Below are 21,822 nucleotides of genomic sequence, written 5' to 3' on the forward strand. Positions count from 1 at the left end.
TTCTTAATTTACTAAGTTGAAGCCTTCCTGCGTTATCAGCTTCTCTTCGCGCAATAATGTCCAAAATTCAGTGGGTACATTGGTGTTGAATAACTGCAGGTTGTGCTCAACACGTTTTGGATTGCTGGTGCTCAAAGCAACACTTTTTACACCCGGTGCCGCAAGACCGAATTGTACGCATACTGCTGCCGGTTCAAGCTGATGCTGTTTGCAAAGTTCATAAAAGCGTTTCCTCCAGTTATATAACGCATTGCCTTCGGTGGTTTCTTTATCTATTAAATGATAGTTATAATAATCACCGCCGGTTAAGAAGCCACCGTTAAATACAGCCGAATTAATTATTGCAGTGCCCTGGTCATTAAGCTTACGCATAAATTCAAGCAAATTTGCCGGATGACTGTGCACCGTCATGCTGTTTGCAATCATTACCCAATCCAGCTTTACATCATTAGTTATACGTTGTATACTGTGCCAGTCTTTCGCACCAACGCCAACCGATTTTACTTTACCTGCGCTTTTTAGTTCTAAGAGAGCGTCATAGGCACCTAAAATATCTTCATATCTCTTAGCCTTATCGGCGGAGGCAGCTAAATATTCATCAGGATCGTGCACTGATACAAACTGTGCCTCATAATTTCCTAACAGTTCATTACCCTGATGATAGCACTCTAAAATGCCATCGTAGCTTATTTTTTGAACCGCATCAAATTGTAAATCTATCCATACCCCCGGTTCAAAGGTTGGCTCCGGTGTCACAAGCGGTGTACGTAGCCAGCCAAGCTTATTACTGATGATTACATCATTAGGAGATACCTTTAAATCGGCTAAACATTTGCCTAACGACTCAAGAGCCAAACCAGCACCATACTTACCAGCCGAATCTAAAACAGCCGGCTTTTGACTATGCTGTACAAACTGCCGAACAATTTCAAGCTTTACCTCATAAGGCAAAGCCACATATAAATTACCTAAACCGCTGGTACCCAATATTACAGGCGGTATTTGTATTTGATTGTGTTGAGACATTAGATTTATTTAAGACGTAGCAACTGCTGCCGTGGCAAAGCTATTACTATATAACAAATATGGAAATGTAAAATTGAAGAATAATAGATGCTATGCCATGTACTTAATAAGCATTTGTTTATAGGATGTTCTCTTGCACCAATTTTGAAACCAACAATATTTTACTACCTTTAAGCGTCATCCTGACACTAAATAAACCACTTTATAGCCTATGCTTAAATCTGTTATCAATGCGGTAATGCTCGCAGCTGCTGTTTTTATGTATAATAATGGAGCAGCGCAAACACCGGCTCGTGTACAAGTTAGTCTTAACAAAGTTAAGGCGCCTATGAAGCCGGTTTGGGCCTGTTTTGGTTACGACGAGCCGAACTATACGTATATGAAAGACGGCAAGAAGCTGCTGACTGAAATTTCACAGCTAAGCCCTGTGCCTGTATACGTACGAACACACAGCCTATTGGTTAGCGGCGATGGCGAGGCCGCTCTTAAATGGGGATCAACCAATGCTTACACCGAAGATGCACAGGGAAACCCAGTTTACAACTGGCGTTTGGTTGACAGTATTTTTGATACCTATGTTAAACGCGGAATGAAGCCTTTTGCCCAAATTGGATTCATGCCCCAGGCCCTGTCAACTCACCCAGATCCCTATCGTCATCACTGGAAACCGGGCGCCCCTTACACCGACATTATTACCGGTTGGGCCTATCCGCCTAAGGATTATAAAAAATGGGGTGATTTAGCTTATAACTGGGTTAAGCATTGTATTGAAAGATACGGCAAAAAGGAAGTTGAAAGTTGGTATTGGGAGGTTTGGAATGAGCCCAACGGCCATTACTGGAAAGGTACACAGCAGGAGTTTTTTAAATTGTATGATTATGCCGCCGATGGTGTAAAGCGCGCACTTCCAACAGCAAAAATAGGCGGAATAAATATTGCGGGTACATCCGGCCGCGGCGCTCAACAGTGGACCAATGCTTTCATTAAGCATTGCCTTACCGATACGAATTACGCTACCGGTAAAATAGGCTCACCGCTTGATTTGCTTGCCTTCCATGCAAAGGGAAATCCTAAACTAGTTAACGGGATAGTTCAGATGAATATGTCGCCGCAGTTACGTGACATAGCTACGGGATTTAAAATTGCGGCAACCTACCCTCAAACTAAAAGCATACCGCTTATTGTTGGCGAGTCTGACCCGGAGGGTTGCGCGGCTTGTGGTATGGCAACAAATCCATCAAACGCATATCGTAATGGCACCATGTACTCCAGCTATGCCGCTGCTACATTTGCACGTAAATATGAGCTTGAGGATCAATATAATATAAATTTTAAAGGTGCTGTGTCATGGTCGTTCGAGTTTGAAAACCAGCCTTGGTTTTATGGCTTCCGTGATTTAGCCACTAACGGGGTTGATAAGCCAGTGTTAAACGTATTCAGGATGTTTGGCAAAATGGGTGGTAATCGTGTTGAAGCAGTAAGTGATCGTATGTATGCACTTAAAATTGTTATGGACTCAAGCGTACGAGGCAAACAATCAGATATAGGCGTGCTGGCTTCAAAGAATGCTAAATCGGCTGCTGTTATGGTTTGGAACTACCATGATGACGATAAGCAAGGCCCTGCCGAACCGGTACAGGTAACTGTAAATGATGTTCCCTCCAAACTTGTCACACTTACCCATTACAGGATTGATGATAAGCACAGCAACTCTTACGAGGTTTGGAAAAAGATGGGCTCTCCGCAACAACCTACAGCAGCACAAATTACTCAACTGCAAAGGGCAGGACAATTGGCAACTTTCGTATCACCAAAGAAAGTTAAAGTTGGCAGCGATAACAAATTGAGTGTTGACTTTGAACTGCCTCGGCAGGGAGTTTCATTATTAAAGATAGACTGGTAGCTAAGTTATGAAGTATAACTCACTGTTGATTTTGTTCCTGACTGTTACCACATTTTGCTATGCACAACAAAATACATTGCGTACTAACATTGGAGTTCATGATCCGGTGATGATTAGGCAAGACTCTACATTTTATTTATTCTGCACCGGTAACGGCATATCAATGTGGACGTCGCAGGATATGGTACACTGGCATCAGGAAAAACCCGTATTTGTACAGGCACCAGCATGGGCGGTTGAGGCAGTTCCGGGTTTTAAGGGGCACATTTGGGCACCTGATATCTCGTATTACAACGGACTATATTACTTGTATTATTCCGTATCAGCCTTCGGTAAAAACACATCCTGTATTGGTGTAGCCACTACTCCAACCTTAGATGTTAATAGTCCTGCTTACAAATGGACAGACCATGGTAAAGTCATTCAATCAATTCCGGGCATAACAAATTGGAACGCTATTGACCCAAATTTGATTACTTATAAAAATGATGCCTACCTTACCTTCGGCTCATTTTGGGGCGATTTAAAGATCACAAAATTGAATAAAAACAGGTTATCTGTTGCCGAACCTATTGAACAAATTAAAACAATAGCTACTCGTGTAAACGCCGAAGGCATGGCATTTGACAAAATGGGTAATTTAAAAACCAAAACTGCCAATGCCATTGAAGCTCCTTTTATATTTAAGAAGGACAAATACTATTATCTGTTTGCATCAATTGATTACTGTTGCAAAGGGCCCAAAAGCACCTACAAGATGATTGTAGGGCGCGCAAAGAAGGTTACCGGTCCCTACCGTGATCAAGCCGGCATACGTATGGATTGTGGTGGCAGCAGCATACTGTTAACCGGCAACGAAAGCTGGTACGGTGTTGGCCATAATGGTATTTGTAGCTTTGATGGAGATGACTACCTGGTATATCACGGCTACGATGCAGCCGATAACGGTAAGTCGAAACTGATAATCAATAAGATTGAATGGAAAAAGGCCTGGCCTGTTATATCAAATCTATCAGAGAATTTAGCTGCAACGAAGGCTAACTGAACTTTGATCAAACAACAAAAGCGGTCTGTTAAGGCCGCTTTTGTTGTTTAATAGGAGTTGATTAAAGTATAAAGACGAGTGCCATTAAAATGTGTATGGTAACGCTGGCTGCAAAAAATAACAATGCGGTTCTGATACCAGCGCCACCCATGGTAGCTATTAGGTTAGCAAAAAAACTAACCATGGTTACGGCCAAAACTATAACGGGCGCATCAAAATAATACATCAAGGTTGCCGGTAACGGCAAGAAGAAAACGCCATGCACCACCAAAATTATGAAAAACCACTGTACTTGTTTGCCCTTTTGCGCATCAGCAAAAGCGGTAAACCTAGTCCATAATGTGGTATTTTGATTAGTGTTATTTTCAGTTGCAACGTTCCAGGTTGCATGTACTGTAGTTTTTAGAGTTGCCATGGTGTTGTATATTTTTAATACACAAATATGGCACTACTCAGAATTCTACCCCATGACTGTCATCAACTTAAAATGTGATTTAAAGCACATTTAAGGTTGCATTTACTTGCTTAGGATATTAGCGTACTTCTTAATAAGCATCCACGTTGTCTGGTCGCTGTCAAACACAGTGTTTAAACCCTGTTCTTCCATCGGCGGGTCGCCCATAAAATCGTCACCTTCTTTCCAAAACAGCTGATTTTTAACCGGACGGGCAACACCACCAAACGCCCAAAAGTTACAACCTGCTAATACGCCGCCCTTAAGTTTGCTTTTGGCTATTAATTCAAATATTGTTTGAAAATACTTGTCGCGGTATTTGGTTGTGGCCGTGGGTTCGTAAGAATGGTTATCCCGGGGTAAGCCAAACTCTTCGATAACAAGTGGCTTTTTAAGGTGTATAGCTGCAGGCGAATTGCGGTTTATAAATTTATTAGTATTAGCAATTATATATGGCATCCCTTCCGCTATCCTATTATCCGCAAACCACTTCCAGTTTTTCGGCCAGATATGAATGGTCAAATAATCAACGTTCTTGCTAGCATGAATTTGTTCATAAAGTTGATCTGAGTTTTCAGTTCCTATTGACCCTTCTGTACCAATGGTAACCAAATGATTTTTATCTTTCGCTTTTATCATTTCGGTAACACCTTTAATCCAGGCAGTATAATAGTCTATAGACTCAGGGCGCATAGGCCTTGGCTCGTTAGCCAGTTCCCACGCCATAATTGTTTTATCGTTAACATAAGGCTTGCCGGTATAGGTGTTAACCCGGGTTATGACATAATTTACCTGCTTTTTGTAATCTTCAATACACTGCTCACATTTGTAAAATTTGCTGGTGTAATCGCGCTGCTCATCCCAGGTTGGTTTTTTGCGTAAGGTTGAGATATCTAACTGTCCGTTCCAGTTCAAATATTGCAGGAAGCCACCACTCCACTCCCAATTATTACTTAAATATATAACAGCATAAATACCTCTTTTACCCATTTCATAAAGTAAAAAGTCAAGTCCCTTCATTACGTTCTCATCAAAAACTCCCTTTTCGGGTTGCAGGGCTGGGTTAACCCGCTCAATACCGTTGATGATGCCTTGTCCTTCGGCACCAGCTAATATGCGTAGGTTAGTTATCCCATTTTTTTTCATAAAGTCAAGCTCTTGCCTTATGCGTTGCTTGCCTTTAGTAGTATCACCTTTACCACCAAGTAAACCGCCATACCAATAGTTAGCGCCAATATAGTTGTATGGCTTACTGTTTAACACAAATCGACCCTCTTTAACCTGAATGAATTGGGCTTTAGCCGATGTGACTGCAAACGAAAAGATGAATATGGCTAATAAGTGTTTAATAAATTTAGTCATTGAGTAAGCGTTATTATGGCTATCAAAGTAAAACATTTTTGTGAATTTAGCTTATTCGGGCTAACAGCCTATATATATATAATTGTAAGCTATTATAGTTACACAGACACTTGTCTTTAATTAATGGCATTTATTTATTAAAATGGGTTGCAAGTGAATCTTAGATATCACTCAGTAACCAATGGCTTACGTTTTGATGCCAATATATTAATGAACTTGTTCAGTGTAAGGCCTTGGCAAATAATAGAAAATACCACGATTACAAACCCGGCCGTTAGAATAAGTGACTTATAAGGTGATTCGGGTAGCGACAGCGCCAAGGCAACCGATATGCCTCCACGCAAACCTCCCCAGGTAAGTATTGCCACGCTATTGTAATGCATGTTTAAGCTGCGCCTTAAAAAGGCTATGGGCAAAATTATACTTAGCGCGCGGGCAGCTAACAGTATAACAACTGCAGCTGCACCAATCAACAGATAATCAGGCTTAATGATCATTGAAACCAATTGCAGACCAATCAATACAAAAAGAACAGTGTTCAATAGTTCGTCAGCCAGCGACCATACTTTTTCCAATTCATCACTATGTTCAATGGATTCGTGCCGGTTAAAGCAGTGGCTTCCTATTAGCAAGCCTGCGGCTACAACTGCCAGCGGAGCAGAAACATGTAACAAACCCGATATTGCAGCAATGCTTAACACCAACGTTACCGAAATCATAACTATGGTTTGGAAATCGCTTATTACGCGCATCATTCGGTAAGCAACGAATCCTAATAGGCCCCCTAACAGCAAACCGCCAAAAACCTCTTGCCCAAAAAGCTTGGCAGCTTCCATCAACGAAAAGTTTTTTTCGGGAATGCTGGCCACTTCAGAAAAACTGACGAACAGAACAATCCCAATACCATCGTTAAATAACGACTCGCCGGAGATGATTGTCTTTAAACGATCGGGCATTTTTGATTTGGTTAATAACGCCGCTACGGCTACGGCATCAGTTGGAGAAATTAACGCTCCGAAAACCAGGCAGTATATAAACGGCATATTTATACCGCATACAAGTAGCAATTCGTAAAGTAAACCGGCAAATATTACCGTGGAAAGTATAACACCAATTGTACTAATAATTAATACACCCCTTAGGTTATCTCTCAACTTATTTACATCAAAATGCAGTGCGCTTGCAAACAGGAGAAAGCCCAACATAACATCAAGCAAAGTTTTAGAGAAGTCGATTGAGTTTGCTAAGCCCAATATAAGGCGTGTAAATCCAGGCATTGCAGAACCGGCAGCAACCGTTACTATTGCTGAAATAATTGCAAGTACCATAACACCAATCACGCCGGGTAAACGTATCCAACGTGCGTTTACAAAACTAAAAAGAGTACTTATGGCCAAAAGAGCCGTTAAAATCAATATAAAATTCATAAGCGGTAAAAGGCGAAATGCCTTGATTAACGGATAAATGAGATTGCAAGCTGTTTGTAGCTACCGTGACCTCAAAACACAAAAAATTAACGCATGAGGTTTAGTAAGGTTTATTAGAATCTCCTTTTATGCCGAAATTGCTGTAGATAAGCAATTTAAGATCTTTAATTCATGGATGTTAAACATTTATCCTTTGGCTCGGTGTATTTGGACTGATTGTGAAAACGTGACGGAAAAACAATCGACACACAATTTAATGTAACTGAATTAAGTCATTCATTAGTAAGTTGTTTGTGACTTTCTCCCCACTTTTCCAGCTCTTTAATTACCGGTTGTAAGGCATAACCAATGGAAGTTAGCTCATATTCAACGCGCGGCGGAACCTCTGCGTAAACCACCCTACTCACAATTTTATTTTGTTCGAGCTTACGTAGCTGCAAGGTTAACATCCGTTCTGTAATATTAGGCAAGCGCTTTTTTAATTCGCCAAATCTCAGCTTACCACTCAACAACCACGAACATATAACTAAGGTCCATTGCCCGCCTATAATGCTTGAAGCATAAGCCTCCGGACATTCATCGCTTAAGGCTGTCTTATTTGAAAAATTAGTAGATGTGGGCTTTATCTGGCTCATTACTTACATTTTTGATAGTACCTAACAATGGGCAGGCAATATACAAAAGGCTGAGTGACATCGTAAGTTTGTATCATATCAAATAATACAACAATGAAGACGCTAATTATTGTAACGCATCCAAATATCAGTGAGTCTGTAATAAACAAGAGATGGATAGAAGAGCTTAAAAAGCTTTCTGAAAATTATACCGTTCATCAATTATATGAATTATATCCCGACGAAAAAATTGATGTTGAAGCCGAGCAGCGTTTAATCGAACAGCACGATAAGATCATCTTTCAGTTTCCTTATTACTGGTTTAATGCTCCCTCACTATTTAAGAAATGGCTAGATGTAGTAATGACTCATGGGTGGGCCTATGGAAGTAAAAGTGGCTATAAAATGGAGGGTAAGAAAATAGCCTTGGCTATTTCATTAGGTGTTGATGAAAGTGAGTTGGGTGAATCGGCAAAGTACAAATACACGCTAAACGAACTTACAAGACCTTTTGAGCTAAGCTTTGAGTATGTTAAAGCTAACTACCAGGCACCGTTTGCATTTTACGGAATGGAATACAATGTTACTGATGAGCACATTAATCTCGGTGTACAATCTTATATAAATTTCCTTTCTGATTTTTGATTATCACAACGGCTAATTGATCAATACACGTTTATATCTTAATCATAATTAATTGAGTTTTTTATCGGTACTTTAAAATGACGCAAATCTGAAACAAGTGTTTCAGATTTGCGTACCTTTGTGACGTATGGCAAGGAATGTAGAATTTGACGAAGCTTTAGCAATTCAAAAAGCAATGGAAGTTTTTTGGAAGAAAGGCTATAATGCCACATCACTGCGTGACCTTACCGATGCCATGCAGATCAATAGCAGTAGTCTTTATAATACTATTGGGGATAAGCAGGAGCTATTTGTGCGATGCGTGCAACACTATACCAACATTCGCAAAAAAGACTGGGACCTGCGTTTAGCAAGTGAAAGGTCGCCATTGGCGGTATTGACTGATTATATTCATGAAGCAGTGAATATAATTATAAATGGTGAAGACAGCTGTATGGCGGTTAAAAGTGCATTTGAAGTTGCTACTAATGACGAGCGGGTTAAGCAGATTCTGGCGGCTGATGATCAACGCTCTAACCGGTTTTTGTATGATCTCATACAAAAAGCAATGGATAAAGGCGAAATTAAGAATGATGAAGATCCTGCATTACTGGCCGACTATTTCAACAGCACATGGACGGGATGGTATGAGTCTTACATATTGCATAAAGACCCCGTCAAGATCAAACGTATGGCAGCATATTTTATTAAACAATTAACTAAATAAATTTTTTTTAACTCATTCTGAAACATTTGTTTCAGAATTAAAATTTCGCAAAAATGGAATTATACGATCTTAAAGGAAAAAAGGCCTTGGTTACCGGTGGTACAAAAGGCATAGGTAACGCTATTGCCAATGAATTGGCAGCAGCAGGTGCAACAGTCATCATTAGCGCCAGAACAGCGCCTGAAAATACGCCTCATCATTTCATTGCGGCCGATTTAACCAATGCTGCCCAGGTTGCTGCTCTTGCTCAGCAAATAACGGAATCCTTTGGTGGTATTGACATACTTATAAATAACGTAGGCGGGCTCACCACTCCGGGCGGAGGACATGGCTCACTGACTGATGCGCATTGGGAACAGGAATTAGATCTCAATCTTATTTCTGCCATTAGGCTCGACAGAGCATTGTTACCTCAAATGATTGAGCAAAATAGCGGAGTAGTTATACATATATCTTCGGTAGCAGGTAAACAAGCCTTGTGGAATTTAAACATGGCTTACGCCGTGTCTAAAGCAGCTTTAAACAGTTACAGCAAAGCATTATCTACCGAGTTGGCCGAAAAAGGTATACGTGTGCTTACAGTTGCACCAGGTGCAACTAAAACGGAACCCATGGTTAAGTTTTTGAATGATTTCTCAGCATCAGCAGGTATTACGCCCGAAGAAGGAATGAAACAGCTTATGGCACAAACCGGTGGTATACCAATGGGGCGTATGGCCGAACCGGAAGAAGTTGCCCAGCTGGTTCACTTTCTAGTATCACCATCGGCTGCTTACCTAACCGGTACAATCTATGCAATTGATGGCGGTTCGTTACCTGTAGTGAGTTAATATATATATATTCATTAACGCAATAAGCATAGTGCAAGTTTATCAAAAAAAGACCCGGCTATGTGCCGGGTCTTTTGTAATAATTCCTATTTTTTTGTAACTCTTTAATAATTTATAACAATACGAAAACAAAATAGAATCAACGTTGTCTAAAAGTGACTAACGGTCATTTTATGGTTAAAAGAACTAAGCATCTTCCAAAATCACAAAGAGAACAGCAAATTATTGATGCTGCCGATAAGGTATTAGAAGAGTTTGGAGCTCACGATTTTACTATCGATAAAATGGTTTCTCATTTAAGCGTTGCTAAGGGTACCATTTATAAATATTATAAAAGCAAAGATGATGTTCTTGCGGAGGTAAGTGTTAAAGCTTTAAATGTATTGCTTGATCATTTTAAAGCAGCGGAAAAAAAAAGGCATGATCCATTAACTGCATTACGGGAAATGATAATGTCCTTTTACAGGTATTATTTGATGTATCCTAAATATTTTGAGTTGTTTATTTATATGGAACGACCCGATTTCAGCAGTAACGTGCAAAGCTATCTGGATATAAGCCTGGAGATGAAGAACTACTTTACCGATCACTTGAAAAAATGCCAGGCAGCAGGGGTGATTAAAAGCGATCTTGATACCTCCTATTGTACTTACATTATTTGGGGAAGTTGTATGGGTTTAATGAATTTTATTGAAGCCAAAAAAGTTTTTATTGAAGAGATTATTAAGCTCAATAGGAAAGATTTACTTGAGTTATATGCTGATATAATTGTTGGCGGAATGAAAGCTTAATTTTTTTTCCAAAAAATGACTATTGGTCAATTTTTGAGTTACGACTGTGTGATGAATTTTATTTTCAGATACTACATATAAATTAAAACGATTGGATTATGATTTTAGTAACCGGAGCTACAAGTGTTATTGGACAAAAACTATGTGATCTTTTGGTTGAAAACAACAAACAGTTTCGTGCCATGTGCCGAAAAGAAGATCAATTGGAAAAGTTGCGTAAGCAAGGGATTGATGCCGTGTTAGGTGATTTCGAAAAACCAGAAAGCCTGAGGTTGGCAATGAAAGACTGTACTTCACTGTTTCTGGTTAGTCCTCCAAATGAAAAACAACTGGAGTGTGAAACCAAGGCCATTGACATAGCCAAACAAGAAAATATAGAATACATTGTAAGGGTGTCTGCCTCAGATGCAAATTTGCGGTCGTTAGTACCTTGGGCAAAAAATCATGCACATATTGATCACCATCTTCGAACATCAGGCTTAGCCTGGACAATACTTAAACCCACCGCCTATATGCAAAACTTTTTGGCAATGACCAAGCCTATTTCAAAAGGATATTTACCGCAGGTTGGCGGCAAGGGGCTTGTAGGTTACATTGATGCGCAAGACATTGGCAGCGTTGCATACAGTGTACTGACTGAAGGTGATCATAAGCTAGCTACCTATTACCTTAATGGGCCTGAAACGCTGGAGATGAAAGATACAGCCAAGCTGATTTCAAAGGCCATAGAAAAGAAAGTCCGATATTTAAACTTACCATCTTTTGCTTTTCGCGTTTTGTTAAGAGCCACAGGTGCATCAAAATGGTTGGCAAACGGTCTCATTAACCAATATGCAGAAGTTGTTGCCAAGCATCATGATCATGATTTGGGTGAAGAGGTATTGAGACTAACCGGACGCCAGCCCCGCTCCTTCTTCGAATTTGCGAAAGAAAACAAGGACAAATTCCTCAACAAATAAGTTTCGATGATTTAAGGATTGGTAAATTGGCTAATGCAGGTGAAAGCCTGCATTAGCTAAGCCCCTCCTATTTTCTACATCCAGACGTGGCTCATTTAAGTTAGACTACAACAAGTAAAAAGTATAAAATCAATATATTAGTGTGCACGTCAACTTCTCTTACTGATTTTATTCAAAGTAATGTGTCTTTGAAGATTTGATTTGAACCGTGTGATTGTTTCTGATTGCAATTTTGAATGTTTGGTGCTTCGGCCTTGAACCCTTTCGCGCCACATTTTAAAACTTGATTGTTTCATTTCTTTGCGCATAAGATCGATCACATTTTTCTCGCTTAATCCAAACTGCATTTGTATAGCATCAAACGGCGTACGATCTTCCCAAGCCATCTCAACAATCCTGTCTACATCTTTAACGCTTAGCTGAATGCCTGATTTATTATTATCCATTTGTTCACAACGCACACCATGTCCTATTGTTGGTATAGGCTAGTAAAACAACTACCAAACAAGCAGATCAACATTGATACACCTGCTTTCCTGCGTTTATTTGTAGCGCTCAGTTGACGACTAACAATTAATGCTTACTAAAAAAGCTAAGCATATCCTGCAAAGCCGTGTCAGAGTGCATGCGTTCGCCGTTAAGTAAAGATTCTCGGGCGGCTTCCGCCGATCTTTCGCGCATACGCGTTTCATAATCAGTTATAGCTTCCCGTTGAGTTGAGTGATTAGTGTTTGTTAAGCAATAGCTTAGTTCCAATGCATCCAGCATGGCCATGTTGGCCCCTTCACCGGCAAATGGTGGCATCACGTGTGCGGCATCACCCAGCAAAGTCAGATTAGGTTGTGCTTCCCACATTTGCTCCAAAGGCATGCAATAAATTGGCCGTGGAATGAATGGCGTTTCTGCATTGGTAAAAAGTTCATCCCAAATACTGCTCCATCCGGCATATTCTTGGTTAAACCAATTCAATACTTGTAGGTTGTCGTTGTAATTTAATCCATTTGTTGCTGCCCAATTTTCGGGAACTTTAAGGCTGGCGTAAAAGCCAATATCGCCGTTACCTTTTTGACCAAGCAGTAAATTCTTACCCTTGCCAAAGGCCATTATCTTACCGCCGTTTATTAAACTGTTAACCTGTGGGGCGTTGATTGTAGCATCAGTTATATTGCCTTCCAGCATCGTAATGCCCGAGTAAAATGGCTTAACATCGGTTAGGTAAGGCCTTATTTTAGAGTTGGCCCCATCTGCTGCAACAACCAAATCGGCATAAGCTGTTTTACCATCTTTGAAACGTAATAACCAGCCTTCGCCTTGCTTTTCCATTAGAGTAAAATGGCTGCCCCAAACTACTGTATCGGCTTGCAAAGATTCTAATAAGATATTCCTGAGCATTCCCCGGTCTATTTCCGGGCGGAAGTGTTGGTAACCAAAATTTTCTTCTGGCTTGTCATGGTCGCTAAAAAATACCTTGGCTTGCTCGTTTACTATCAATTGTTTATCGGCACCCGGCATATAGTTTTGTTTGAATACCTCCTCCAAGCCTGCTGCACGCAATGCCGCCATTCCGGAGTGTTCATGCATATCTAAAGGAGAACCCTGCACGCGAGAATCCTTATTAGTATCTCGTTCATATAGTTTGACGCCGATGCCTTTGAGTTGTAGTAATTTTGCTAATGTTAAGCCACCGGGACCACCGCCTACAATGGCTACTTGTTTGTTGTGTAATAACATACCGTATAATTTAAATACGGCACAAAACTACTTTTGCTTTAAAAGGGATAATAGTAGAAATCGGTCGTTTTTATTACGTGATAGTTCTTTGGGCACCACACCTGCAAATTTTTTTACGGCCTTTATGAAATAGGCCTGGTCGGTAAAATTTAATTCAGGAAATAATTTGCCATGTGCAATGTGTTGCAGTGAGGCCCTGAACCGCAAAATATTACAGTAGGCTTTTAAGGATAAGCCAAACTGCTGATTGAAATACCGGTTAATCTGCCTGCTGCTCCACGCCGCCTGTTCGGCAAGTTGAGCTACAGACAAGTCCCCCTTCGACGTATAAATGAGATCGAAAAGTTTAAGTTTCCGGCCGTCAATTTCATTTGGAATGAGCGAGGTGATTTTCGCCACAGTTTTCTCGAAAAACGCATCAAAATCTTCTAAAATTTCCTCATTAAAATCCCAAAAATCATTGGGTAGTGTTTTAGCGGTATCTAAAATGCCGGCAATTGAATTTTTTAAAATATATTCTACAGCAAGCGGCTTAAAGCTAATGACAAATACTTTGGTTTGCGGCAGCACATAGCGTTGCTCGGGCGCGGTTTCCAGGCCCATCAACATAACCTGGAAAGGTTCGTTGCCATTTCGCCAAAAAAACAGGTCTATACGGCCATCGGGCAACACAACAACTTCTTTGGTTTCAGCCGTTTCGTTCTGAAACATACCAATATTTTCTACAAAGGCTGCTACAGATGAAGGCGGAGCAAGAAACTTAAGTTTGAAGCCATTGTCCATTATTACGATTTTTAGTTGAGCAATTTTATGGAACCTGTAAAGTTAATTATCATCAAATCAGACAACCAATTTATCAATCTTCAATAACCATTTTAAAAAGCAATTCGTCTCGTATCTCATAAATGTGCTTTACATTATCATCAAAAATTACATTTCCTTCCAGGTCCTTCACAAGTTGATACACTAACACCTCTACCCTCCCATCCTCAAGTTCTTTGATTGCTAATGTTTTAACTATCGGGTTAATTTCACTCCATTGCCTTGTCCAGTAAGTTTCAACTTCCTTTCTGCCATTCACATATCCACCTTCAAATGCTTTTGGCCAGTGTATGTCAGGGTGCACCAAAGATAGCACGCTGTTAATATTGCGTGTATTAAATCCACTATAAGCTGCTTGAATTAAGCGCTCGATGATTGTTGATTGATCTCGCATCACAATTTAAGTTTGAGTTATAGTGGAATATTTGTATCAATTATCACCATAACACTTTCATAAAATTGAGGACCAATATAAAAAAGCGTGTAAAGTGAAATTGCTTGAAACCGCTAATTATTAAGGAATGGTTTATGCACATCAGTCTTGAGATTTGCACATTAACAGCTCGCTTCAAAACAGTATTTTACAAAGACTCATTTACTGCATTTGGCTTTGATTGTATTAGAATCATACTCTTTGTATAAAATCTTTCCGAAATCACTATCTGAACATCGTATTTCGTCTTTTCTTCCGTCACTCCAATTGATGTTTTCGCCGTATTTTGATAGAACGACCTCTTTTGTAGTTTCGTTAAATGTGAACGTTATAAACTTTTCTGACAAATACTGATCGGGGATCTCATTTAATAATTCAATGGTGAAGAAATTATTCTTAACAGCTAACTTTTTGAAAGCATCGCCGAAGTTATTTGGATATATGTTTCCATTAACTAATACCTTATATCTCTTATTTTGCTCATTTATCAAAAGAGCAACAGGTGCTATTTTAGTTGCAGGGTCTTGTGTGTTTATATCACCATTGTATCCAAAGACGATGATCTTGTCGTCATATCCGTCCGTATTTATATCACACTCTTGTTCTTCCACCACATAGTATTTTTTCTTGGCTATGGAATCTATGATATGTTTAACGTTAAGATTGTCATGATCTACCGGGCTTTTATCGTTAAAAAACTTAGGATAGTCTTCTTGAACGTTGATCATATCCAGCGTTTCATACTTTCCGTTTTTATAGAAGATAACGTACCAAGGGCTGGTGTGCCTGGGAATTTGGATAACTTTGTTGTTCTGGTTAAAGACTATAACCTTGTTGTCATCAAAGTTCTTGTAACTAACTTTTAAAGAGTCGAGGTAATTTGCAGCTTCAGCAAAATAGTTATTGGCATCATCAGCAATCGTATAAAAATCATCCCCATGTTTCTTCTTAAGGCTTTCAATACTATTATCACTTGGCGAAATAAATACAACTTCGTCTTTGCTCAAAACAACGGTATCGGATTTGAGATAAACCGATGCTTGGTTCTTTTTTGACCGATTACATCCAGTTGAAAATATAATTATAAGTATTGCTAAAAGCGAATTTTTCAAGATTTGTTGCATTGTTTAAACTTTAAATGAACTTTTAGACATGCGTGAATAGTGACTTTTAAATCAAACATTTCAAAATTGTATCACAGCGTTATCTATGCCTGATAAAATATTCGAACAACTCTTAAAGCAGGTAGCTTGTTTTACAAATATTCATAGCTGTTCTTTTGCTTATTAAATGCACTAACGTAATGCCTCTAGATTAAAGCTCAAGTTATTTATATTCCCAGACAAAGTGGTAACGTACGCCCACTTGGTGCATAGTATTGTTTTATTCCTTACCGTTAATCACTTACGAGATAAACAAAAGTGTAATGACAGGGTCTGACTGTGCGCACAACAATTCCATTTGACGCGGGCACACTCGATGAAGTTTATATTGAACCAAAAATATGAATAATTGAGATTATGCTATTTTTAATTAGTCTAAATAATTATATTTGGCAAACATTAAAGTTTGTCGGGCACCTTGATAAATACAGTGTCATAACAGCAATAACAGATGAATTAAAGGAAAATTAACAGAACCGTTCAGCGCCAGATGCAACAGTGGTTCAGCTCATAAGAATTAAATTACTAATAGTAAAAATGGTTACGTAGCGGGAACTACGTAACCGTGACTGCAAATGCAGATTTACTGACCCGTTCGGAGGAACAAGACAGCCATGCAATTTAAGAAGATTTTCTTAACGGCCATTCTATTGGCCCTATTTTCCTGTAGTTACGCACAGACAGCATCAAAATTTTCGCTGACGGGGTGTGTAACCGATACCACAGGTGCCGCAATTGCAGGTGCTACTGTAAAGCTAAATGGCTCAGGGAAACAAACAATCACTGATGTCAATGGCAATTTTACTTTATCGCAACTGACACCCGGTACTTACAAAATCAAAGTATCCATAATAGGGTTTATTTTGGGCGAACAGGAAGTAATTCTTCAAAATGGCTTGCCGAAACAGCTGGTTGTTCAGCTTAAGGAGCGGCGACATGATCTGCAAACTGTAAATGTACACGGTTTGACCGTGGTCCAGGCTACCCGTCAGCAACCATTCGCGGTTACAGTTATTGATGCAAAAAAGATTGCAGAAAGGGATATTGATATCAACAGGCTTTTGGACGGCCAGTCAGGCATACGCGTTCAGGAAAGTGGCGGATTGGGATCTGAGTTTAACTACTCTATACACGGACTCTCCGGCAAGGCGGTCAAATTTTTTGTTGATGGCATCCCCATGGAAAGCTTCGGAAGGTCTTTTAGTATTAACAACTTTTCGGCTAACGTTATCGACCGGATCGAGGTCTATAAAGGGGTTACCCCTGTCCAACTTGGTGGAGATGCCCTGGGCGGCGCCATTAACCTGGTTACCCGCCGCGAAGTACAAAACTACCTTGACCTTTCGCATAGCTACGGCTCTTTTAAAACGAATCGTTCTGCTATATCCGGCAAGTGGCGTCACCATTCCGGCTTCACCTTGCAGACCAACTCTTTTTATAACTACTCAGACAATAACTACCAGGTATGGGGGCCAACGGTTGAAGTGGCTGGTGAGGACGGCAGGCCGATACCGGGTTTCCCCCGGTTCAGGCGCTTCAATGATGATTACCGGTCATATACCGTAAAAGCTGATATTGGTTATACAAATGTTGGCTGGGCAGACCAGTTGCTGATTGGAATCACTAAGGCGGATCAGCACCGGGGCATTCAAACCGGGCGTACCATGGCATATGTTTATGGGGATGTGCGCTACCGTGAAGATTTTTTTATGCCTTCGGTGCGCTATGCAAAACGTGGGTTCATTGATTCTAAGTTGAATATTGATACCTATGCCTCATACAATAAGCTGAACGGTACAACTATTGACACCGGCTCGTATAAGTACAAATGGAACGGCGAGACCTTCGACAGTCGGGTTAACGGTGAGTTGGGAGGTATTCGTAGTCCGGCAAAGACGATCTACACCTTCAGTGACCGTACAACATTAGGCAGGCTAAACCTGTCTTATGCGCTTGCTCAACAGCAAAGCCTTAATTTTAATTATACGCTGAACAATACCTCACGTTCGGGGTCTGACGCAATATCAACTGCAGAATGGGCTATTCCTTTCCGTTTGCCACAGGATATGAACAAGCAGGTAGCCGGAATATCTTATGAAGCCATAGTGCTGAATGACCGCTTTACCAATACCATCTTCGTTAAATACTTCAGCTACCAGGCCAAAGCCTCGGTGTACGATTACAACAATGGCAGCCAGAATAAAGAACTATTTTACCGTGATACCCGTGATGGTGCTTGGGGGCTGGGTTATGCAGGCAAGTTTGCTTTTGATGGTCAATACCTGCTTAAACTCTCGGCAGAAAATACCACCCGATTACCTGAAGCGCTGGAGCTACTGGGCGACGGTAGCACTGTACTGAACTCTTCATCGCTTAAACCCGAAAAAAGCACGAATATCAATTTATCACTGCATAAAACATTTGGTTGGGGCGCTCGCCGTTTGCAGGCATCAATCGGGACCTTCTTCCGCAATACCCGTAACCTGATCTGGCTTGGCGAATCGGACTTGATGGGTACTGCCCGTTATGAGAACCTTGACCAGGTACGTGCTATGGGTGCAGAATTTGAACTGAATTATGCACATAATAAATGGTTAGAGGCATCAGCTAACGCTACTTACCAGGATATCCGCAACCGGCAACAATTTGAGCCTAACGGCGCAATGAGCATTGTATATAATGATCGGCTGCGCAATATCCCATACTTATTGGCTAATGGAGAGATCCGCGTTTACTTGGACCAAGCACTTCATCTGAAGAATAAATTTACTTTTTATACCAACACGCATTTCGTACAACGCTACTACCTGGGCTGGCCCAGCCTGGGGGCTGCAGATACCAAACTTGTAATACCCACACAATTTGTGCAGGATGCAGGCTTGAGCTATGCTCTACAGCAAAGTCGGTATAGCATCAGCTTAGCTTGTCGTAACCTGTTCGACAGGCAGGTCTTTGATAATTACCTCCTGCAAAAGCCCGGGCGCTTTGTCAGCCTCAAGCTGCGTTATCTCATTCAGTAATCAATTCATTATTCATAATCAAATCATAAATTCAATGCTTAAATTTCTAAAAAGATTATCACTGACCGTTATAGCTGGACTGGCCTTTTTTATAGCAGCCATTACATCATGCAGCAAAGACAATAGTGTAACTGAATGTAAAAATTGCAATACCGGTAACAATGGTTCAGACCCTCAGGCAGCCGGAGGTGCATTCACTGTTGCGAGCTGGACCGCCGACCTCCAGTATGTGGCATCAGTACCCAGTTTGACCAGCGGCTCGCTGACCTTCAAAGGCAAGGGTTTGGAAGCCAACGGTTCACGCTATATCTGGCATAAGCAATATGTTTACCTGATGAACCTGCCCATGAAACGTTTCATACAATACGAAATGGGTGCTGATGGTAGTCTGAAAGAAAAAGCCTATATCCTCACCGATGGCGTGGTGCCAAATTATTTTCAATCCTTAAATATCGTGAACGATAACACCATGCTGGTATTAGGTGCGCTTGATGCCAATGGCGGCACCGTTGGCTGGGCCCGCATCAATCTCAATGAATTTAAAGTTGAGGCAAAAGGTACCATGGCGGTTCCTTATGATGCTGCCAAACCAAGTGTAAACTACGCGGTAGGCCGTGGCTTTGTTGATAATGGTAAATTTATTGTGGGCGGCTACTTCTATAATAGTGCAACGGCTGCATATGATGTGGACGGTGTAAGAGCGCTGGTGTACGACTATCCGGCCATGACCAATATGCACGTCATCAAAACCAACGCAACTGCCGGTGGTATAGGGTACGATTACTTATCGTCATTGACCACCGACGAAGAAGGTAATCATTATTTCGTAGCCAGCGCCGGTAAATTCTGGACAGGTGCTGGTGGCAAATCGGGCGTGGTGCGCATTAAGAAAGGCGCGGCTGAGTTTGATCCGGACTACTTTTTAGATGTAACAACACCTTTGGGCAAACAAGCTTGCTTAATGGGCATGAATTATGTAAGCAACGGCATTGCTATCGGTAGCGTGCAATACGAAGAAATGATGACATCGGTGCGTGATCGCCTGAAAGACGTTGGTCAGTTGGTGAAATTGGACTTGCGCAATAAAACAGCTACGCTGATCAATACCCCGCTTAGCCCTGTAGCGATGGTGCGCTCCCCTCTGGTATATGATGGTAAATATTATACCAGCATTTCGCCTGTGGGCGCAGAAGCGGGTATATACGAAGTTGATGCTGTCAATGGTTCATTCAAAAAAGGACTCACCTTGGATGGCGGTGGTTCGGTGAGCGTTCAGCTGATCGCTCCGCACCCTGCTAAATAATAAGAGTCGATATAGAATTTGACACAACGGCTGCTGTAGAGCAGCCGTTGTCTTCTTGTTGAAGCTAATGACCGTAACTCAGGCACAAACAGGTTCTTTTCCATCTTGCGCTTTGTCCAAAAGGGCGATAAAATGAATACCGAACGACTGTGATGTTTGCATAAAATTTAATTTTTGAGTTTAAATGTTTCATACTTCATCCCATTTTTTGAGGTAACACACAGGTAACACAAGCACAATATAAAAAGCGGCTTTTGACCAACTTTTATCGCTGTAACTAAATGAAGTTCAATCTCTTGAATCGATTTGTGTTACCTAAGGTAAAAACAAAAAACAGGTAGTCGGATAGTAACGAGAACTCTGGCTTTACAAAGGGTTAGTAAGGGGATAATTAATGAAAAAACCCCTTAAATCGCTGATTTAAGGGGTTTCGATACCTCGACAGAGGCAAGTTTGTGCGCCCACCTGGGCTCGAACCTTTTTCTAAAATGTGCTTATTATCAGCTTATTACAAAGAAAGTCAATCTTCAGGTGCTTAGTTAGGTGCCCACTTTATTGACTATTCAAATATACGAAAATGATAAAATTTGGAAAATTTGTTGTTATATCGTAATATTGCGATATTAATTATGGGCATCACCAAAACGGACATATTCAACAAGCAGCAAAACGAGCTGGCAGTGCAGTTAAAAGCTATTGCGCATCCTGCACGTATTGCTATTTTGCAGCATATTATCGCAGCGAATGCTTGTATATGTGGTGATTTGGTTGAAGAACTCGGGCTTGCGCAGGCAACTATTTCACAACATTTGAAAGAGCTAAAAAACGCCGGGCTTATACAAGGCACTATAGAGGGTGTTAGCGTTTGTTACTGCATTGAGCCGAAAGCCTGGAAAGCACTACAACTGGAACTAAATGTACTGTTTGGTTCTTACAAAGAAAAGCAAGACAATTGCTGTTAAAATTTTTTGAGTTAATCTATCGTAATATTGCAATAAATAAAGCATGCAGCCATGAATAATATAGAAGCAATCAACTGGAAAACCTTTAAGGATACCTTATTACAGCATTCGGACCTTGACCTGCAATTCCAATATGCAGAAGGCAAACTGGTAGATCCAGCTTACCATATCACCGAGATCAAACAAGCGCCGATCACTTCCGTGGATTGCGGCGGCGTAATGAATGCCTGGACAGAAATTATCGTACAGCTTTGGGTGCCGGAGGGCGAACAGCAAGAGCAATCGATGAAAGTAGGCAAAGCTTTATCTATCGTGGATATCGTCGAGAAAATGCTGCCACTGAACCCCAACGGTACAGTAAAGATCGAGTTCGGTAACTCTGAATTTGATACCCGCCAAATGTTCCCCAATGAAATGATCGTGAGTGAAAATGCTTTAACCGTTGACCTGCGCCCGGATGCGGTGCAATGCAAGGCTATTGGTCGCGGCGGCAATTGCGGCACGAATGATAAGGGTGAGGAATGTTGTGCGCCTGCGGTCGTTGAAAAACCAAAAGTACAATTAGTGAACCTGGCTGCACCCGCTGAAGCCTGCTGCACACCGGGCGGGGGCTGCTGTTAAACAAC

Annotated in this window: 21 protein-coding genes; 11 read left to right on the plus strand and 10 right to left on the minus strand. The window is 40.9% G+C overall.

Annotated elements, in window-relative coordinates; genetic code table 11:
• Nucleotides 1-3: 3 nt before the first annotated feature.
• Complete coding sequence (locus GO816_RS09500) at nucleotides 4-1,026, minus strand: aldo/keto reductase (protein ID WP_157541583.1); 1,023 nt, start codon at nucleotides 1,024-1,026, stop codon at nucleotides 4-6.
• A gap of 211 nt (nucleotides 1,027-1,237) precedes the next feature.
• Here GO816_RS09500 and GO816_RS09505 point away from each other — a divergent pair, with 211 nt between their 5' ends.
• Together GO816_RS09505 and GO816_RS09510 are read left to right on the plus strand one after the other, a co-directional pair.
• Complete coding sequence (locus tag GO816_RS09505; RefSeq protein ID WP_157541584.1) at nucleotides 1,238-2,929, plus strand: GH39 family glycosyl hydrolase; 1,692 nt, start codon at nucleotides 1,238-1,240, stop codon at nucleotides 2,927-2,929.
• A gap of 7 nt (nucleotides 2,930-2,936) precedes the next feature.
• Nucleotides 2,937-3,974, plus strand: coding sequence for a family 43 glycosylhydrolase (locus GO816_RS09510; RefSeq protein WP_157541585.1), 1,038 nt, complete (start codon nucleotides 2,937-2,939; stop codon nucleotides 3,972-3,974).
• A gap of 61 nt (nucleotides 3,975-4,035) precedes the next feature.
• Here GO816_RS09510 and GO816_RS09515 read toward each other — a convergent pair whose 3' ends face one another.
• From GO816_RS09515 to GO816_RS09530, 4 genes are all read right to left on the minus strand, one after another.
• Nucleotides 4,036-4,389, minus strand: coding sequence for a hypothetical protein (locus GO816_RS09515; protein WP_157541586.1), 354 nt, complete (start codon nucleotides 4,387-4,389; stop codon nucleotides 4,036-4,038).
• Nucleotides 4,390-4,491: 102 nt separating this feature from the next.
• The gene (locus GO816_RS09520) at nucleotides 4,492-5,790 is read right to left on the minus strand and encodes a glycoside hydrolase 5 family protein (RefSeq protein ID WP_157541587.1); all 1,299 of its coding nucleotides are present in this window, start codon (nucleotides 5,788-5,790) and stop codon (nucleotides 4,492-4,494) included.
• A 167-nt stretch (nucleotides 5,791-5,957) separates the two neighbouring features.
• Nucleotides 5,958-7,217, minus strand: a complete 1,260-nt coding sequence (locus tag GO816_RS09525; protein WP_157541588.1) for a cation:proton antiporter — start codon at nucleotides 7,215-7,217, stop codon at nucleotides 5,958-5,960.
• Nucleotides 7,218-7,489: 272 nt separating this feature from the next.
• Nucleotides 7,490-7,852, minus strand: coding sequence for a winged helix-turn-helix transcriptional regulator (locus GO816_RS09530; RefSeq protein WP_157541589.1), 363 nt, complete (start codon nucleotides 7,850-7,852; stop codon nucleotides 7,490-7,492).
• Between the two features lie 93 nt (nucleotides 7,853-7,945).
• Between GO816_RS09530 and GO816_RS09535 the strand changes: the two genes are divergently transcribed.
• From GO816_RS09535 to GO816_RS09555, 5 genes are all read left to right on the plus strand, one after another.
• Nucleotides 7,946-8,476 (plus strand): NAD(P)H-dependent oxidoreductase, encoded by a 531-nt coding sequence (locus tag GO816_RS09535; protein WP_157541590.1) that lies wholly within the window; start codon nucleotides 7,946-7,948, stop codon nucleotides 8,474-8,476.
• Nucleotides 8,477-8,603: 127 nt separating this feature from the next.
• Complete coding sequence (locus GO816_RS09540) at nucleotides 8,604-9,182, plus strand: TetR/AcrR family transcriptional regulator (protein WP_157541591.1); 579 nt, start codon at nucleotides 8,604-8,606, stop codon at nucleotides 9,180-9,182.
• A 53-nt stretch (nucleotides 9,183-9,235) separates the two neighbouring features.
• Nucleotides 9,236-10,012: an SDR family oxidoreductase gene (locus GO816_RS09545; RefSeq protein ID WP_157541592.1), complete on the plus strand. Its 777-nt coding sequence runs from the start codon at nucleotides 9,236-9,238 to the stop codon at nucleotides 10,010-10,012.
• A 173-nt stretch (nucleotides 10,013-10,185) separates the two neighbouring features.
• A complete protein-coding gene (locus GO816_RS09550) occupies nucleotides 10,186-10,803 on the plus strand; it encodes a TetR/AcrR family transcriptional regulator (protein WP_157541593.1) in 618 nt (205 codons plus the stop codon).
• Between the two features lie 98 nt (nucleotides 10,804-10,901).
• Nucleotides 10,902-11,762, plus strand: a complete 861-nt coding sequence (locus GO816_RS09555) for an SDR family oxidoreductase (protein ID WP_157541594.1) — start codon at nucleotides 10,902-10,904, stop codon at nucleotides 11,760-11,762.
• 149 nt (nucleotides 11,763-11,911) lie between these two features.
• Here GO816_RS09555 and GO816_RS09560 read toward each other — a convergent pair whose 3' ends face one another.
• The 5 genes from GO816_RS09560 to GO816_RS09580 form a co-directional block, all read right to left on the minus strand.
• Nucleotides 11,912-12,208, minus strand: a complete 297-nt coding sequence (locus GO816_RS09560; RefSeq protein WP_157541595.1) for a TIGR03643 family protein — start codon at nucleotides 12,206-12,208, stop codon at nucleotides 11,912-11,914.
• A gap of 127 nt (nucleotides 12,209-12,335) precedes the next feature.
• Nucleotides 12,336-13,493 carry an FAD-dependent oxidoreductase gene (locus GO816_RS09565; protein ID WP_157541596.1) on the minus strand — a complete coding sequence of 386 codons (1,158 nt, stop codon included), beginning with the start codon at nucleotides 13,491-13,493 and terminating at the stop codon, nucleotides 12,336-12,338.
• Nucleotides 13,494-13,520: 27 nt separating this feature from the next.
• On the minus strand, nucleotides 13,521-14,276 hold the full coding sequence (locus GO816_RS09570) for a helix-turn-helix domain-containing protein (protein ID WP_157541597.1): 756 nt from the start codon (nucleotides 14,274-14,276) through the stop codon (nucleotides 13,521-13,523).
• A gap of 73 nt (nucleotides 14,277-14,349) precedes the next feature.
• Nucleotides 14,350-14,709, minus strand: coding sequence for a nuclear transport factor 2 family protein (locus tag GO816_RS09575; protein WP_157541599.1), 360 nt, complete (start codon nucleotides 14,707-14,709; stop codon nucleotides 14,350-14,352).
• Between the two features lie 197 nt (nucleotides 14,710-14,906).
• The gene (locus GO816_RS09580) at nucleotides 14,907-15,860 is read right to left on the minus strand and encodes a hypothetical protein (protein ID WP_157541601.1); all 954 of its coding nucleotides are present in this window, start codon (nucleotides 15,858-15,860) and stop codon (nucleotides 14,907-14,909) included.
• A gap of 665 nt (nucleotides 15,861-16,525) precedes the next feature.
• Between GO816_RS09580 and GO816_RS09585 the strand changes: the two genes are divergently transcribed.
• From GO816_RS09585 to GO816_RS09600, 4 genes are all read left to right on the plus strand, one after another.
• Nucleotides 16,526-18,931, plus strand: a complete 2,406-nt coding sequence (locus GO816_RS09585) for a TonB-dependent receptor (RefSeq protein ID WP_157541603.1) — start codon at nucleotides 16,526-16,528, stop codon at nucleotides 18,929-18,931.
• 34 nt (nucleotides 18,932-18,965) lie between these two features.
• Complete coding sequence (locus GO816_RS09590) at nucleotides 18,966-20,234, plus strand: DUF4374 domain-containing protein (RefSeq protein ID WP_157541605.1); 1,269 nt, start codon at nucleotides 18,966-18,968, stop codon at nucleotides 20,232-20,234.
• Nucleotides 20,235-20,863: 629 nt separating this feature from the next.
• Entirely contained in the window at nucleotides 20,864-21,196 is a 333-nt protein-coding gene (locus GO816_RS09595) for an ArsR/SmtB family transcription factor (RefSeq protein ID WP_078346180.1), read from the plus strand.
• 51 nt (nucleotides 21,197-21,247) lie between these two features.
• Entirely contained in the window at nucleotides 21,248-21,817 is a 570-nt protein-coding gene (locus GO816_RS09600) for a DUF6428 family protein (RefSeq protein ID WP_127702886.1), read from the plus strand.
• Nucleotides 21,818-21,822 lie beyond the last annotated feature (5 nt).

It is taken from the genome of Mucilaginibacter aquatilis (assembly GCF_009755275.1).
In the GTDB taxonomy this organism is placed as follows: Bacteria; Bacteroidota; Bacteroidia; order Sphingobacteriales; family Sphingobacteriaceae; genus Mucilaginibacter; species Mucilaginibacter aquatilis.

Coding starts and splice junctions, on each gene's coding strand:
- GO816_RS09550 (WP_157541593.1), top strand. CDS start 10,186: ATGGTTAAAAGAACTAAGCATCTTCCAAAATCACAAAGAGAACAGCAA.
- GO816_RS09510 (WP_157541585.1), top strand. CDS start 2,937: ATGAAGTATAACTCACTGTTGATTTTGTTCCTGACTGTTACCACATTT.
- GO816_RS09560 (WP_157541595.1), bottom strand. CDS start 12,208: ATGGATAATAATAAATCAGGCATTCAGCTAAGCGTTAAAGATGTAGAC.
- GO816_RS09535 (WP_157541590.1), top strand. CDS start 7,946: ATGAAGACGCTAATTATTGTAACGCATCCAAATATCAGTGAGTCTGTA.
- GO816_RS09570 (WP_157541597.1), bottom strand. CDS start 14,276: ATGGACAATGGCTTCAAACTTAAGTTTCTTGCTCCGCCTTCATCTGTA.
- GO816_RS09540 (WP_157541591.1), top strand. CDS start 8,604: ATGGCAAGGAATGTAGAATTTGACGAAGCTTTAGCAATTCAAAAAGCA.
- GO816_RS09530 (WP_157541589.1), bottom strand. CDS start 7,852: ATGAGCCAGATAAAGCCCACATCTACTAATTTTTCAAATAAGACAGCC.
- GO816_RS09515 (WP_157541586.1), bottom strand. CDS start 4,389: ATGGCAACTCTAAAAACTACAGTACATGCAACCTGGAACGTTGCAACT.
- GO816_RS09545 (WP_157541592.1), top strand. CDS start 9,236: ATGGAATTATACGATCTTAAAGGAAAAAAGGCCTTGGTTACCGGTGGT.
- GO816_RS09575 (WP_157541599.1), bottom strand. CDS start 14,709: ATGCGAGATCAATCAACAATCATCGAGCGCTTAATTCAAGCAGCTTAT.
- GO816_RS09505 (WP_157541584.1), top strand. CDS start 1,238: ATGCTTAAATCTGTTATCAATGCGGTAATGCTCGCAGCTGCTGTTTTT.
- GO816_RS09500 (WP_157541583.1), bottom strand. CDS start 1,026: ATGTCTCAACACAATCAAATACAAATACCGCCTGTAATATTGGGTACC.
- GO816_RS09595 (WP_078346180.1), top strand. CDS start 20,864: ATGGGCATCACCAAAACGGACATATTCAACAAGCAGCAAAACGAGCTG.
- GO816_RS09520 (WP_157541587.1), bottom strand. CDS start 5,790: ATGACTAAATTTATTAAACACTTATTAGCCATATTCATCTTTTCGTTT.
- GO816_RS09585 (WP_157541603.1), top strand. CDS start 16,526: ATGCAATTTAAGAAGATTTTCTTAACGGCCATTCTATTGGCCCTATTT.
- GO816_RS09555 (WP_157541594.1), top strand. CDS start 10,902: ATGATTTTAGTAACCGGAGCTACAAGTGTTATTGGACAAAAACTATGT.
- GO816_RS09525 (WP_157541588.1), bottom strand. CDS start 7,217: ATGAATTTTATATTGATTTTAACGGCTCTTTTGGCCATAAGTACTCTT.
- GO816_RS09565 (WP_157541596.1), bottom strand. CDS start 13,493: ATGTTATTACACAACAAACAAGTAGCCATTGTAGGCGGTGGTCCCGGT.
- GO816_RS09590 (WP_157541605.1), top strand. CDS start 18,966: ATGCTTAAATTTCTAAAAAGATTATCACTGACCGTTATAGCTGGACTG.
- GO816_RS09600 (WP_127702886.1), top strand. CDS start 21,248: ATGAATAATATAGAAGCAATCAACTGGAAAACCTTTAAGGATACCTTA.